Genomic DNA, 13,922 nt, shown 5'->3' on the forward strand with positions numbered 1-13,922 from the left:
GATAAAAAAGCGACTATCAAACCCGACGTCGCTTTTTAAGTTTATTAAAATCAAATTAAAAATCAATAGTAAAACGCAGAAAAACGTTCTATTATTGTATCCAACCAAAAAAAATACTTAACAAAATATTAAATAAACAAAAAGGGCAAAAAAGGTTATTTTTGCAAATCAAACAAATAGAAATGATTAACGATCCTAAGTTTGCAGTAATTGGTGGCGGAAGCTGGGCAACAGCCATTGCTAAAATGTTATGTCATAACCTAAGCGAAATTGCTTGGTATATGCGCAATGAAGCTGCAATTGAAGAACTAAAAGTTAATAAGCACAATCCTAATTATCTAAGTTCGGTTGAATTTGATACCGACCAATTAATTTTAACAACCGATATCAACGAAGCAATTAATTATGCAGATTATATTGTTTTCGCAATTCCGTCGGCTTTTTTGGGCAGCGAGTTGGAAAAATTAACCGTTTCTTTAGAAGGTAAAATCATTGTATCTGCCATTAAAGGAATCATTCCCGAAACCGGCTTAATTGTTGGTCAGCATTTTATGGAAACCTACAATATTCCTATCGAAAACATTGCGGTTTTAGCAGGTCCATGTCACGCAGAAGAAGTGGCTTTAGAGCGTTTATCTTACCTTACCATTGCTGGAGGCGATTTGCAAAAGGCCGAAGTGATAGCCAAAAGTTTGCGCAGCCACTACATTAAAGCCAAAACCACAGACGATGTAATGGGAACCGAATATGCAGCTATGCTTAAAAACATATACGCAATTGCGGCAGGTATGGCACACGGCTTGGGTTATGGCGATAATTTTCAAGCATTGTTGATGAGCAACGCCATTCGCGAAATGAAAAAATTCATTAAAAAAGTTCATAAATTAAAACGCAACATAAACGATTCTGCTTATTTGGGGGATTTATTGGTAACTGGATATTCGCTTTTTTCACGAAACCGTATGTTTGGGAACATGATTGGAAAAGGATATACCGTAATTTCCACAAAAATGGAAATGAATATGGTTGCCGAAGGATATTATGCTACAAAAAGTGCCTATTTAATGAACGCAGAACTAAAGGCAAAAACACCAATTATTGATGCCGTTTATGAAGTGTTATACAACAATAAAGAACCCAAAAAAGTGTTTAAAAAGCTGACCGATAAATTAGATTAATACTCTATGAAAAATATTCCAGAAGATCATTTAATAAACCATCCGTGGTTAATAGGCGGTTTTGCAATTGCTGTGGTAATTATGCTTTTGCTAGACTTAGGTGTTTTCAACAAAAAAAGTCATACCATTTCCAACAAAGAAGCCCTTTCATGGACCATTGTTTGGATAGCTCTTTCCATGGTTTTTAGCGGCGTTGTTTATTGGGTGTTAGACAAACCTTATGGCATCACCGATAATTTTGCCAAATACCAAGCAGCATATTGGATTGAAAAAGCACTTTCGGTAGATAACTTGTTTGTGTTTATCTTAGTTTTCAAATTCTTTAAGATACCCAAAGATTATCAACATAAAGTGCTATTTTGGGGCATTTTAGGCGCTTTGTTTTTTAGAGCCATATTTATTTTTGCAGGAGTTGAATTGATAAAATTAACCTATGTAACCTTACCATTTTTAGGAATAGATCCCGAAACGGGTGAACCGCGCCAGTTAAACGTGATCTTATTCGTTTTTGGTATTTTCTTGATTATTGCAGGTATCAAATCATGGGCTTCAGATGATCATGATGGCGAGGAAGAAGGAGCAGATATGTCAAGAAACATCGGTGTGCGTATTGTGCACAAGTTTTTTAAAGTAACAAAAGATTTTCACGGCGATAAATTTTTTACGGTAGAAAATGGCATAAAAATGGTTACGCCACTGTTTGTAGCTTTAGCTGTAATAGAAATCACCGATTTGGTATTTGCAGTAGATAGCATTCCTGCTATTTTTGCCATCGCCCCAGACGATCCATTTATACTTTATACATCGAACATTTTTGCAATTTTAGGATTGCGTTCTATGTATTTCCTATTAGCCAATTCCATGGATATGTTTTCTAAACTGCATTATGGTTTGGCAATTATTTTGGCATTCATCGGAGTAAAAATGATTATTATGCCTTATTATCATTTCGATTCCTCTGTATCGTTAACCATCATTGGTTCGGTATTGGCTATCTCGGTTATATGGTCTTTAATATCAAACAGAAAACAGAAAGAAGCATAAAGGAACGCCCGATTTTTAAAAATCTGGCTTTTTTTACTTCAACAAAACCCCTCGTAAATCTGTTCCGGGAATGTCGCTTAAAGCTTTATCGTTTATGGTGTTGGTTTTAAAAACAAACGTTTTATCAAACATTTTATCGTCTAAGAAATAGGTTACGGCAAACTCGTTGTTTAACTGCAGCACATTGTTTTCTAGTAATTCAATTTTAACTAAAGTGTGGGGGGCAACTTCTTTAAAAGCATGACGAAACGTTCCGGTTTTTCGCAGCTCATTGTTTATAGTGCCATACGCACGCGACACAGCTAAAACCATTTCTAACGTTTTGTTGGTATTGTTTACCAGATAAACATACCAACTTTTTTCTTGAAAATCTTCGTTCCATTCGGGTATAGCAGCCAAAAAAACATTTTCGGATTTAGGAAAATCAATATCTTTTTTCATTTTGTAAAATTAAAAGTACAAAGGTAAACGAAATCTTTTGAAACCGAATAAGGGATATTATTTTAAAAAGATTTGTCAAAATTTGTTGAATGTATTTTTAATTAATATATTTGATAGAATTTTTTCATAAAATTTAGCAATAAATTGGTTTTTGGTTAGATTAAAGTCATTAGCAAAAAATTTGCTATGAAGAAGAATCGCCCCTTCAAATGGGGCGATTTTTTTTAAATTTTCATTATTGCGAAAAATATATTCTGTTTTTAGTATTTTTACACATTAAATTACAGAACATTAAGTTTAATTTCTATATAAATAACAACAAAATTCAGTTTGTTTATACGAAAAGCTGTGTTTTTATAGTTATTGTAAAAAAATCGATCCATTGAAAAGTATTTTCTTTAAATATGTACCTGTTTTGCTGCTTATTTTGGTAGCCATTGCGTGTTCTACCGAAAAAGCAGGTTTTGCAAATAAGCGCTTTCATGCCACCACCACCAAATATAATGTATTGTATAACGGAACGGTTGCATATGACCGCGGAGTTATGGAACTGAAAAAGAAATATGTAGATGATTTTTCAAATATCATAACCGTAGAACCTGCTCAGAAAGATGAAAAAGCATTAATTATTACAGGTGCGGCAGAAAAAAATCCGCATTTTCAACGCGCAGAAGACAAAGCCGTAAAAGCAGCACAAAAACACGCTATAAATGTGGCGGGCAAAGAACACAATCCACAGATGGATGAGGTGTATATGCTTTTGGGAAAAGCACGATACCAAGATTTACGCTTTGTGCCTGCAGTGGAAGCTTTTAATTACATCATCTTAAAATATCCGGATAGTGATTTGTTTTACGATGCATTGGTTTGGAAAGAAAAAACCAATTTAAAATTGGAATACTACGGTTTGGCAATCGAAAATTTAAAAAAGATTTTCCGCGACAGCGAAGAAGCACTCAGTAAGCAAACCAAAGCAGATGCCTATGCCACCTTAGCCCAAGGATACATGCATTTAGAACACTTAGATTCTGCTAAAATTCCTTTACAAAAAGCCATTGAACTAACTAATGACACCGATGAAAAAGCGCGATATACTTATATATTAGGGCAATTGAACAGCAAAACCGGTCAAAAAACAGATGCTGTTAAAAACTTTCAGGATGTAATTGATTACAACCGAAGAATTTCGCGTGCATTGGTAATAAACGCTCATGCAGAGAAGTTTGCCAACCAAGATATTGCTACTATTGATACCACTGCTTTTGTTCGTCAATATTTATCTCTATTAAACGATCGGGAAAATAGGGCGTATGCCGATATTATTTTTCATCAATTAGGAGTGATGCATGAAGCCTTTGACAAAAGCGACCGTGCAATAAAAGACTATAACATGTCTTTGAAAGTAAACAAAAACAATGAATACGTTAAAGTGGCCAACTACAATAAACTGGCAAATATCTACTATCAAAAAAAGCAGTTCGAAACCGCCGGTATGTATTATGATTCCACAATGGTTTATATGAATCCCATGTCGCGCGAATATGTACAAGTAAAACGCAAAAGAAACAATTTGGTTGATATTGTTCGATATGAAAAAATCGCAAGAACAAACGATAGTATCTTGAATTTGGTTGGAAAAGATGATGCACAACGCCGCCAAGAAATCGAAAAATTAATCGAAAAACTAAAAGCCGATGATGCCAAAGCCCAGCAAGTGGCTTCGCAAAACACCCCGCAAACACCTGGAATGGCTCCAAGCACCGGAACTGCATCAAACTTTTATTTCTATAATACCAATACCGTGCAGCAAGGAAAAAGCAATTTTACCCAAAAATGGGGCAACCGTGCTTTGACCGATAATTGGCGCTGGTCGTCTGTGGCATCGAGTAGTGGACCTAGTGTGGTATCAACCAATCAGCAAACACAGCAACCCAACCAAAACGGAGCAACACCCGATGAGGAAAGTGCGTTTGATCCTGCGGTGGCTCGATACAACGTTGATTTCTATCTAAAACAAATTCCAACCGATCAAAAAGAATTAAGCAGCCTTAAAACCGAACGCGACAATGCCTATTATCAATTAGGACTCTTGTACAGCGACCGATTAGAAGAATATGAAGTGGCAGCGGGTAAATTAGAACACTTGCTTTCTATAAATCCGGAAGTAGGTTTAATTGAGCCAGCAAAATATCATTTATATAAAATTTATTTAAAAATTGATCCTGCAAAAGCACAGGCAATGCTGGAAGATTTAAAAACCAATCATCCAAATTCCCGTTACACCCAAGTGGCATTGAACCCTAATGCAGTAATTACTGCCGATGGATCGCCGGTAGAAGAATACAATAAAATTTACCGACTATATGCCAATGGTGCTTATTATGAAACCTTGCAAGAACTAGATGCGAAAATTCCGGCAGTGATTGGCGATAACATTGTTAGTAAATATGAATTGCTAAAAGCAATGACCATTGGTAAATTGCGCGGATTAAGCAACTACCGCGATGCATTAGAATTTGTGGCTTTAACATATCCAACCACAAAAGAAGGAAAAGAAGCAGAACGCATTATTGCAAAAGATCTTCCAAAATTACAAGGATTGCAGTTTAAACGCGATTTGTCTAAAAACATAAAAATGATTTATACCGCCACGTATCCGCTCACCGAAGAAGGGAAAGCGTTGAAAGATAAATTGGAAAAATATGCCAATGACCGCCGCCATACCGGTTTGGTTTTTAGTGCCGATATGTATAACGACAACACTATTTTCTTTGTACTGCACGGCGTGAAATCTGGAAATATTGCCAAATCGGCACAAATGTATTTGGAATTAGAATCGGATTATGGCATCAAACAAAATCCTGTTTTGATAAGTACCGATGATTATGGCGTGGTGCTTATCAAGAAAAATTGGGAAGAATATATTAAAGATGCAGGAAAATAACACCAAATGAAGAAACCAAGTGTAGCGAGTAAATGGATGGTTTTTACAACGATACCCTTTCAAATGGGTGCAACCATTTATGTGTTTTACAGAATTGGGGATTGGTTAGATAAAAAGTACTTAATATATAACGATTGGGGAACAAAAAGTGTAACTTTGCTCGGAATTTTTCTGGCAATGTATCAAGTGATTCGTCAGGTTAACAAATTAAATAAAAATGGGTAAAGCATTTCCGTATCTTGGCCAGCTTTTAGTTTTGGCATTAATCGCCTTGGGTCTTCATTTTTTAATAAATTCCATTTCAAAAGATTTACCTTTTTGGGATACCGCCCACATGCACCTTTGGCAAATATACGCGTTGCAATTTTTGCTTTCAGCAATCATTGTTTTGGGTGTAGTTGGTATAGGGAATGCAATGCCAAACAATTTGGGCTTTGTTTTTTTAGGATTTTTAACCCTGAAAATTTTAGTGAACTATTTAGTGTTGAATCCGGCGTTGCAATCGGGCGATACTTCTAACTTTTTTAAATACAATTATTTAGCTGTATTTTTTCTGTTTGTATTCTTTGATGTATATGTAACATATCGCGTTTTAAATCAAATTTATCCGTCGAAAAATAATAAATAAAAAAAAGTTGAAATACTTCTGTGCCGAAAAGATAATTATTGTATTTTTGCACAAAATTTTTGAAACATAAAAAATTTAATTCCGGTATGGTGACTCTTAAAAAATCACTTCATTTACTAACAGCTGCTTTATTTGCTTTGATGCCATTGGTTTCAAATGCCGAAAAACCAGTGTTTACTACAAACGATTCTTTGCACGCTGCTGCTACAGAAACGTCGCATGCAACGCATGATGCTCATGATACCCATGATACACATGCTGCGGTGGATCCAAGTTCCAAAGAATTTGTAAAAGCCTATACAGCGCATCACTTAATGGATGATCATTATTATTCATTTTTTGGAAATGCAGAAGCGCACAAACATTATGGTTTTGGGTTGCCTGTTATCTTAATTGATAATGGTTTGAAAGTTTTTATGTCAACCGAAGATTTTGTTTACAAAGGTGCAGTTGTAGAAAACGGCGGGCAACATTATAAATACCACCACGGTAAAATTTATAAAACAGATGCTTCAGGTGATTTAAAATTAGATGCACACGACCATCCAACAGTAGAAAAACCATTCGATATTTCTATCACTAAAAACGTTGTAGGTTTGTTATTAGCTACCGTATTATTGTTTTTAGGATTTACCGCATTAGCAAAAACATACAAATCATCACCAAACAATTTGCCAAAAGGATTTGCACGTGTGCTAGAACCATTGGTAATTTATGTGCGCGATGAAATGGCTCGCCCTAATATTGGCGACAAAAAATACAAAAAATACATGCCGTATTTATTATCGGTTTTCTTTTTAATCTTCTTGTTGAACTTATTGGGATTAACACCGCTAGGGTTAAACGTTACAGGAAACATTTCTATCACCGTATGTTTGGCATTGTTTACATTCTTATATGTAAACCTTAGTGGAAATGCAGATTATTGGAAACACATTTTCTGGATGCCAGGTGTGCCGTGGCCAATGAAAATTATTTTAGCACCAATTGAGGTGTTAGGTATGTTCACAAAACCATTCTCGTTATTGATTCGTTTGTTTGCAAATATCACAGCAGGTCACTCAGTAGTAATGGGGTTAATTGCAGTGGCGTTTGTAATGAAACAAACTTTAACAACGCCGGGAGCAGTAGGTGTATCGTTCTTGTTAACTACATTTTTAACAGTGTTAGAAATAATGGTAGCATTCTTACAAGCGTTTATCTTTACCATGCTATCGTCATTGTTCATTGGTTCGGCTGTAGAAGAACACGATCATCATTAATAGAAAGATATTAAAGAGTATTAAAATTTTGTTTAATTATATATAAATCATTTATCATGACAATTCCAAATTTAGTAGGTGCTGGTTTAATCGTTATCGGAGGAGGTATCGGTTTAGGTAAAATTGGTGGTTCTGCAATGGACGCAATCGCTCGTCAGCCAGAAGCTGCTGGGAAAATCCAAACTGCAATGATCATCATCGGAGCGTTATTAGAAGGTTTAGCATTCGGTGCTTTAATCTTAGGAGCTTAATTAAAAAAAACAATATCTGTAACGGTTGGTTGCAGATATTGTTTAATTAAACAAAAAATTACAGTAAAAAATTAAAAGTTACATTTAAGATATAATGGAAAAGTTAATCAACGATTTTAGTTTAGGTTTATTCTTTTGGCAAGCAATCATCTTATTAGTTATTATTTTCTTATTAGGGAAATTTGCTTGGAAACCAATCGTTAATGCTTTAGAAGCTCGCGAAGAAGGAATTGCAGATGCTTTGGCAGCAGCAGAAAACGCAAAAAGAGAGTTAACAAACTTAAAAGCAGATAACGAAAAATTATTGGCTGAAGCACGTTTAGAGCGCGATGCAATGTTAAAAGAAGCACGCGAAATGAAAGACAAAATGATTGCAGAAGCGAAAGAAGAAGCTCAAACTGCAGGTGCACAAATGATTGCACAAGCACAAGCATCTATCCAAAGCGAGAAAAATGCTGCAATGGCTGATATTAAAAATCAGGTTTCTTCTTTATCAATCGATATCGCAGAAAAATTATTAAAAGGGCAATTAGCAGACAAGCAAGCGCAAGAGCAATTGGTTGGATCATTATTAAACGATATTAAATTAAATTAATAACACGTTATGACGGGAACAAGAGCAGCCTTAAGATACGCTAAAGCAATTCTTGACGTGTCTAACGCAAAAGGAAATGCCGAAGTGGTTAGCGCCGATATGAAAACCATAGCCGATGCTATTGCACAAAGCAGTGAGTTAAAGTTATTTTTAGAGAATCCGGTAATTAAAGGAGCATCTAAATTAGCTGCCTTAAACGAAATTTTTGCTTCGACTAACGCAGATACTAAAAACTTATTTTCGGTTTTATCACAAAACAAGCGTTTAGATATTTTAGAAGCAATTACAGCACAATATGCTACGTTATTTGATGAGTTAAAAGGAACTGAAGTGGCTTATGTAACAACAGCTACGCCTTTAACACCAGCATTAGAAGCACAAGTATTGGCAAAAGTAAAAGAGCTTTCTACCAAAGAAGTAAGCATTGTAAACGAAGTAAATAAAGACATAATTGGCGGCTTTATCATTCGTTTGGGCGATATGCAATACAACGCATCTATTGCCAACAAATTAAGTCAATTGAAAAGAGAATTTAATAATTAAAATCACACACGTTTAACGTGATAAAATAATCAAACGCATGGCAGCAATTAATCCTGCTGAGATTTCAGCAATATTAAAGAAACAATTATCTGGTTTTACAGCAGAAGGATCTGTAGAAGAAGTTGGTACCGTTTTAACAATAGGTGATGGTATTGCACGTGTTCACGGATTGGCAAACGCACAATATGGTGAGTTGGTTCAGTTTGAGAACGGTTTAGAAGCAATGGTTCAAAACTTAGAAGAAGATAACGTTGGGGTTGTTTTATTTGGTCCATCTACAGGTGTAAGCGAAGGATCTACTGTAAAAAGAACAGGTCGTATCGCATCTATCAAAGTAGGTGAAGGTATGTTAGGACGTGTGGTGGACACTTTAGGAAATCCAATTGATGGTAAAGGACCTATCACAGGCGATTTATACGAAATGCCAATTGAGCGTAAAGCGCCAGGAGTTGTATTCCGTCAGCCGGTAACTGAGCCAATGCAAACAGGTATCAAAGCAATCGATGCAATGATTCCAGTGGGTCGTGGGCAACGTGAGTTGGTTATTGGTGACCGCCAAACTGGTAAAACTACTGTTTGTATCGATACCATCTTAAATCAAAAAGAATTTTACGATGCTGGTAAACCAGTATTCTGTATATATGTTGCTGTGGGGCAGAAAGCATCTACAGTAGCAAACATTGCAAAAACATTAGAAGAAAAAGGCGCAATGGCTTATTCAATCATTGTGGCTGCAAACGCATCAGATCCTGCTCCAATGCAAGTATATGCGCCAATGGCAGGTGCTGCAATTGGTGAGTATTTCCGTGATACAGGTCGTCCGGCATTAATCGTTTATGATGATTTATCTAAACAAGCGGTAGCTTACCGTGAAATGTCGTTGATCTTACGTCGTCCACCAGGTCGTGAGGCGTATCCTGGAGACGTTTTCTATCTTCACTCTCGTTTATTAGAGCGTGCTGCAAAAGTAATCGGTGACGATGAAATTGCTAAAAACATGAACGATTTACCAGAATCATTAAAACCAATCGTTAAAGGTGGTGGGTCATTAACTGCTTTACCAATTATCGAAACACAAGCTGGTGACGTTTCTGCATACATCCCAACCAACGTAATTTCGATTACTGACGGACAAATTTTCTTAGAGTCTGATTTATTCAACTCTGGTGTACGTCCGGCAATTAACGTAGGTATTTCGGTATCGCGTGTGGGTGGTAACGCGCAAATTAAATCAATGAAAAAAGTAGCTGGTACATTAAAATTAGACCAAGCACAATTCCGTGAATTAGAAGCTTTCGCGAAATTTGGTTCAGATTTAGATGCTGCTACAATGAACGTAATTGAGAAAGGTAAACGCAACGTTGAAATCTTAAAACAAACAGTAAACGATCCTTACACGGTAGAAGATCAAATTGCGATCATCTATGCAGGTTCTAAAAACTTATTGCGCAACGTTCCTGTGGAAAAAGTAAAAGAGTTCGAAAAAGAATTCTTACAAGTATTAAACTTATCGCACCGCGATACGTTGAATGCGTTAAAAGCAGGTAACTTGTCTGACGAAGCTACAGCTACATTAGAAAAAGTAGCAAAAGAAGTATCGTCTAAATACTAATTTTAAAAGTATATTGTATATTGTAAAATGTATCAAGCTCATATAGATGCCTTTACAATATACAATTTTACCATATACATTTTAAAAAAATGGCAAACTTAAAAGAAATACGTAACAGAATCAATTCGGTGTCATCAACCATGCAGATTACCTCTGCAATGAAGATGGTTTCTGCAGCAAAATTAAAAAAGGCGCAAGATGCGATTACCGCTATGCGTCCGTATGCAGAAAAGTTAACCGAGTTAATTCAAAACATCAGCTCTACATTAGAAGGCGATGCTGCGGGCGTTTATGCAGCGCAGCGTGAGGTGAATAATGTGTTATTAGTTGTGATTACATCAAACCGCGGATTGTGTGGTGCATTTAATGCCAATGTGATTAAAGCTACGCGCACGTTAATTGATACCACCTATGCAGGTAAAAAAGTAGATGTATTAACAATTGGTAAAAAAGGTTATGATTTAGTTGGAAAAACCGAAACCGTTTTTGCAAACCGCAGTGATTTGTTCGATGCGTTAACGTTTGTAAATGTAGAAGCAGTTGCCCAACAAATTATGGATGCCTTTATTGAAGGTAGCTATGACAAAGTAGAATTGGTTTATAATCAATTTAAAAATGCAGCAACACAAATTGTACAAACCGAACAGTTTTTGCCTTTAAAACCAATTGAAGCAGAATCAAACGCTACCGTAGATTATATTTATGAGCCTTCTAAAGAAGAAATCATTTTAAATTTAATTCCTACATCGTTAAAAACACAGTTGTACAAAGCAGTTTTAGATTCTAATGCAGCAGAACATGGCGCACGTATGACGGCTATGCACAAAGCAACCGATAATGCGAAAGATTTACGCGATCAGTTAAAATTAACGTATAACAAAGCACGTCAGGCTGCTATTACAAACGAAATCTTAGAAATCGTTGGTGGTGCCGAAGCATTGAATAATTAATACGTTTTTAATTACTATATAAGAGGCATAAAATGCCTCTTTTTTATTTTTATATTATGATCTATCATAAAATTTTTATTGCCCTTTTCGCATTGTCTATTATTAGTTGTAAGAAAACTGATACTATTTCAAGTGAAAAAGAATCAGTTGAATCTATTTCTGTTAATGATTCAATTTCTGTGTCTTTTGTTAAAAAGGATTCTATTATAAATGACAGTGTTTCATTGTATTTCAAATTAGAAAAGCCTGTAAAAGATCATGCTAATGTCTTTTATGATAATTTGGCATTTAAGTTTTTCTTGAAGTATAATGAAGCTAATGATTTTGATAAATTAATCATTATTAATGATGATAAGTCTTTTGATTATAAAAAGTCTTTTTTTATAAGATTACAATCATTATTAGAATTAAGAAATGATTTTTTAGACAAGGAAAAAAGATCAGACTTAGAGAACGTATTTTTAAATAAAGAAATGAGCGTAGCTTTTTTCGGTGTGTTTGAAGAGGTAACTCAAAAATATGGTCAGATTGAAAAGATCACAATTGATGATTATGAAATTAAAGACACAAAGAATGTAAATAAAATCTTTATTGTTACTTATGTAATGTATTTCGGAGATACGGGAATGAGATATAAGTTATTCTATTCCATTGAAAGCAGAAAGATAATTAGATACGAGTATCTTTAAATTTAGTAAGACTTACGTAATAGTTGATACGTTTTAAAACATATTTTAAAAACCTTTATCTTATTTGATAAAGGTTATGAATCTCTTGGAATAAAGGGTACCCAAAGTTTGGGTGTAGAAATAAGATACTAAATATTAAAATTGATTAAAATGATAGGCTTCTTAATATTATTAATTTTTGCTTTTATACTTGATTACTTTATGTATACAAGATTAAAGCCGTTAACAGTTTTTTCTAAAAAGAATGAAATTTTGTTATCTATACTCGGAGTGAGTTTATTAGTTTTAGGTTTAATGCTTGAAACATTTGAATTAAATGATATTTTTATGATATTATTTTTGTGTATAGGTATGGTAATTACTAGATTTTTTGATGCAATGAATTTAAATAAAGAACGTAATCAACTAATTCTTTTTAAGTATTTATTAGAGGTAATGCTTGTATTCTGTATTATTACTCAGTTCGCTTATATATGGAATAAAATGTTTAACATATAATAAAAAAACCTTTATCTTAGTTGATAAAGGTTTTTTTTTATGGAAACAATCGCTATAAACAAGAGAAATGCATTTTATATTGCCAATCAATTGGTTTTTAAAATCCATATAATTCGTAAATGGATTTTGGGTAAAGAAAGCTACCATTTGATCGATGCATTTGGAAACACTCAGTTGATTTTCTATCTAAAACATGGTTTTGGATTTAGTAAAATTGTCTTTATAGAAAACAACCTTTCAAGTTCTTATGAATTTGTTCAAAATAAGAACAGTTTTTGTTGGATATATAATGGACATAAATAGAAGTGATTTAAACTTTTATTTTATTAAATTTTCTTAGAGCAATTACGATGAATGCTAAATAATTAAAGCCTAGCCAACTTGTAACTGTTGTGTCGAATCTATTTAATATGGATCTAAAACTATCCATCCAAGCATTTGTTCTTTCTATTTTATATCTCTCATTATAAAGTTCTTGGTCAAAATATTCATCTCTATCTGTATCGCCATTTCTTTTATTGAAACAAATATTTGCATGTATTTCTTTTTTCTCACAACACAACCTAAATTCTTTAGAATCAAAGCCCGCATCAGCATTTAAAAAAAGTCCTTCAACTGGAATTTTTGCTTGCTCTAAAGTTCCCGTTATCACTTCAAACTGAACTTCTATGTTAAAAAGATCGTTATGGTTACCAGCTACAGGTTCTGAAATGGCTAATGGAATTCCTTGTTTATCACTTAAATACAATGAGTTAGTGGTTTTACGTTTCTTTCTACCTTGATATTCTACTTCTTCACCACCCCTAATTGCAGAGGTATGACTACCATCAAAATCTACATTCGAAAGGTCTAATTTTGATTTGTTTTTTTCTAAAATGCTTGTCCAGATTTTTTTTAAAATATCTGCCTTACACCATTTTCGATAATGATAATAAACCGATTCCCAACTTAATACATTTTCTTCAAATAATGCCTTAACTGGAAGTTGATGCCATTGAACTCCTGTTTTAAGTTTGTAAAGTACAGCATTTACTATTTCTTCCAAAGGAACTGTTGCCTGAAAACCTCGTTTTGCTAATGGCAAATAAGGTACTATTTCTTTTTTTATTATATCTTTGTTCAGTACACTGTACATAAGGGTTGATTTTGAAATGAATATGTTTTGCAACACAAATTTCGTCAACCCTTTATTATTTACAAAATAAGTTTAAATCACTTCATATTATATAAAGCAGCCTTTTTCATTTTTTTACAAAATCGAGTTTTATAGAGATAATGAGTTAATTG

General features: G+C 34.2%; 16 protein-coding genes. 14 read left to right on the forward strand and 2 right to left on the reverse strand.

The genetic code is table 11. The features are described 5' to 3' along the window. Positions 1 to 182 precede the first annotated feature (182 nt). The gene (locus tag NPX36_RS05530; protein WP_257500417.1) at positions 183 to 1,178 is read left to right on the forward strand and encodes an NAD(P)H-dependent glycerol-3-phosphate dehydrogenase; all 996 of its coding nucleotides are present in this window, start codon (positions 183 to 185) and stop codon (positions 1,176 to 1,178) included. Positions 1,179 to 1,184: 6 nt separating this feature from the next. Then, on the forward strand, positions 1,185 to 2,222 hold the full coding sequence (locus NPX36_RS05535) for a TerC family protein (RefSeq protein ID WP_257500418.1): 1,038 nt from the start codon (positions 1,185 to 1,187) through the stop codon (positions 2,220 to 2,222). 33 nt (positions 2,223 to 2,255) lie between these two features. Here NPX36_RS05535 and NPX36_RS05540 read toward each other — a convergent pair whose 3' ends face one another. Beyond that, positions 2,256 to 2,663 (reverse strand): hypothetical protein, encoded by a 408-nt coding sequence (locus tag NPX36_RS05540; RefSeq protein WP_257500419.1) that lies wholly within the window; start codon positions 2,661 to 2,663, stop codon positions 2,256 to 2,258. 382 nt (positions 2,664 to 3,045) lie between these two features. Between NPX36_RS05540 and porW the strand changes: the two genes are divergently transcribed. The 12 genes from porW to NPX36_RS05600 all read left to right on the forward strand — a co-directional run bounded on the left by porW (position 3,046) and on the right by NPX36_RS05600 (position 12,938). Then, entirely contained in the window at positions 3,046 to 5,607 is a 2,562-nt protein-coding gene (porW, locus tag NPX36_RS05545) for a type IX secretion system periplasmic lipoprotein PorW/SprE (protein ID WP_257500420.1), read from the forward strand. Between the two features lie 6 nt (positions 5,608 to 5,613). Beyond that, complete coding sequence (locus NPX36_RS05550) at positions 5,614 to 5,832, forward strand: AtpZ/AtpI family protein (RefSeq protein ID WP_257500421.1); 219 nt, start codon at positions 5,614 to 5,616, stop codon at positions 5,830 to 5,832. Beyond that, a complete protein-coding gene (locus NPX36_RS05555; RefSeq protein ID WP_257500422.1) occupies positions 5,825 to 6,235 on the forward strand; it encodes a hypothetical protein in 411 nt (136 codons plus the stop codon). The genes NPX36_RS05550 and NPX36_RS05555 overlap by 8 nt, the downstream gene beginning before the upstream one ends. A gap of 86 nt (positions 6,236 to 6,321) precedes the next feature. Beyond that, complete coding sequence (gene atpB, locus NPX36_RS05560; RefSeq protein ID WP_257500423.1) at positions 6,322 to 7,497, forward strand: F0F1 ATP synthase subunit A; 1,176 nt, start codon at positions 6,322 to 6,324, stop codon at positions 7,495 to 7,497. Positions 7,498 to 7,553: 56 nt separating this feature from the next. Beyond that, positions 7,554 to 7,748 carry a hypothetical protein gene (locus NPX36_RS05565; RefSeq protein WP_257500424.1) on the forward strand — a complete coding sequence of 65 codons (195 nt, stop codon included), beginning with the start codon at positions 7,554 to 7,556 and terminating at the stop codon, positions 7,746 to 7,748. 94 nt (positions 7,749 to 7,842) lie between these two features. Continuing rightward, complete coding sequence (locus tag NPX36_RS05570; RefSeq protein WP_257500425.1) at positions 7,843 to 8,343, forward strand: F0F1 ATP synthase subunit B; 501 nt, start codon at positions 7,843 to 7,845, stop codon at positions 8,341 to 8,343. Between the two features lie 9 nt (positions 8,344 to 8,352). After that, positions 8,353 to 8,886, forward strand: coding sequence for an ATP synthase F1 subunit delta (gene atpH, locus NPX36_RS05575; protein WP_257500426.1), 534 nt, complete (start codon positions 8,353 to 8,355; stop codon positions 8,884 to 8,886). A 37-nt stretch (positions 8,887 to 8,923) separates the two neighbouring features. Then, positions 8,924 to 10,498 (forward strand): F0F1 ATP synthase subunit alpha, encoded by a 1,575-nt coding sequence (gene atpA, locus NPX36_RS05580; protein ID WP_257500427.1) that lies wholly within the window; start codon positions 8,924 to 8,926, stop codon positions 10,496 to 10,498. 89 nt (positions 10,499 to 10,587) lie between these two features. After that, a complete protein-coding gene (atpG, locus tag NPX36_RS05585) occupies positions 10,588 to 11,448 on the forward strand; it encodes an ATP synthase F1 subunit gamma (protein ID WP_257500428.1) in 861 nt (286 codons plus the stop codon). A gap of 56 nt (positions 11,449 to 11,504) precedes the next feature. After that, positions 11,505 to 12,137: a hypothetical protein gene (locus NPX36_RS05590; RefSeq protein WP_257500429.1), complete on the forward strand. Its 633-nt coding sequence runs from the start codon at positions 11,505 to 11,507 to the stop codon at positions 12,135 to 12,137. 150 nt (positions 12,138 to 12,287) lie between these two features. Beyond that, the gene (locus NPX36_RS05595; RefSeq protein ID WP_257500430.1) at positions 12,288 to 12,635 is read left to right on the forward strand and encodes a hypothetical protein; all 348 of its coding nucleotides are present in this window, start codon (positions 12,288 to 12,290) and stop codon (positions 12,633 to 12,635) included. A 39-nt stretch (positions 12,636 to 12,674) separates the two neighbouring features. Continuing rightward, a complete protein-coding gene (locus NPX36_RS05600; protein ID WP_257500431.1) occupies positions 12,675 to 12,938 on the forward strand; it encodes a hypothetical protein in 264 nt (87 codons plus the stop codon). Positions 12,939 to 12,945: 7 nt separating this feature from the next. Here NPX36_RS05600 and NPX36_RS05605 read toward each other — a convergent pair whose 3' ends face one another. Then, a complete protein-coding gene (locus NPX36_RS05605; RefSeq protein WP_257498440.1) occupies positions 12,946 to 13,770 on the reverse strand; it encodes an IS5 family transposase in 825 nt (274 codons plus the stop codon). Between the last annotated feature and the right edge of the window lie 152 nt (positions 13,771 to 13,922).

Source organism: Paenimyroides aestuarii, assembly GCF_024628805.1.
Taxonomy (GTDB): domain Bacteria; phylum Bacteroidota; class Bacteroidia; order Flavobacteriales; family Flavobacteriaceae; genus Flavobacterium; species Flavobacterium aestuarii_A.

Excerpts from the sequence above, each read along its gene's own strand:
- NPX36_RS05530 (WP_257500417.1), top strand. The coding sequence starts at position 183 with ATGATTAACGATCCTAAGTTTGCAGTAATTGGTGGCGGAAGCTGGGCA.
- NPX36_RS05535 (WP_257500418.1), top strand. The coding sequence starts at position 1,185 with ATGAAAAATATTCCAGAAGATCATTTAATAAACCATCCGTGGTTAATA.
- NPX36_RS05540 (WP_257500419.1), bottom strand. The coding sequence starts at position 2,663 with ATGAAAAAAGATATTGATTTTCCTAAATCCGAAAATGTTTTTTTGGCT.
- NPX36_RS05550 (WP_257500421.1), top strand. The coding sequence starts at position 5,614 with ATGAAGAAACCAAGTGTAGCGAGTAAATGGATGGTTTTTACAACGATA.
- NPX36_RS05555 (WP_257500422.1), top strand. The coding sequence starts at position 5,825 with ATGGGTAAAGCATTTCCGTATCTTGGCCAGCTTTTAGTTTTGGCATTA.
- atpB (WP_257500423.1), top strand. The coding sequence starts at position 6,322 with ATGGTGACTCTTAAAAAATCACTTCATTTACTAACAGCTGCTTTATTT.
- NPX36_RS05565 (WP_257500424.1), top strand. The coding sequence starts at position 7,554 with ATGACAATTCCAAATTTAGTAGGTGCTGGTTTAATCGTTATCGGAGGA.
- NPX36_RS05570 (WP_257500425.1), top strand. The coding sequence starts at position 7,843 with ATGGAAAAGTTAATCAACGATTTTAGTTTAGGTTTATTCTTTTGGCAA.
- atpH (WP_257500426.1), top strand. The coding sequence starts at position 8,353 with ATGACGGGAACAAGAGCAGCCTTAAGATACGCTAAAGCAATTCTTGAC.
- atpA (WP_257500427.1), top strand. The coding sequence starts at position 8,924 with ATGGCAGCAATTAATCCTGCTGAGATTTCAGCAATATTAAAGAAACAA.
- atpG (WP_257500428.1), top strand. The coding sequence starts at position 10,588 with ATGGCAAACTTAAAAGAAATACGTAACAGAATCAATTCGGTGTCATCA.
- NPX36_RS05590 (WP_257500429.1), top strand. The coding sequence starts at position 11,505 with ATGATCTATCATAAAATTTTTATTGCCCTTTTCGCATTGTCTATTATT.
- NPX36_RS05595 (WP_257500430.1), top strand. The coding sequence starts at position 12,288 with ATGATAGGCTTCTTAATATTATTAATTTTTGCTTTTATACTTGATTAC.
- NPX36_RS05600 (WP_257500431.1), top strand. The coding sequence starts at position 12,675 with ATGGAAACAATCGCTATAAACAAGAGAAATGCATTTTATATTGCCAAT.
- NPX36_RS05605 (WP_257498440.1), bottom strand. The coding sequence starts at position 13,770 with ATGTACAGTGTACTGAACAAAGATATAATAAAAAAAGAAATAGTACCT.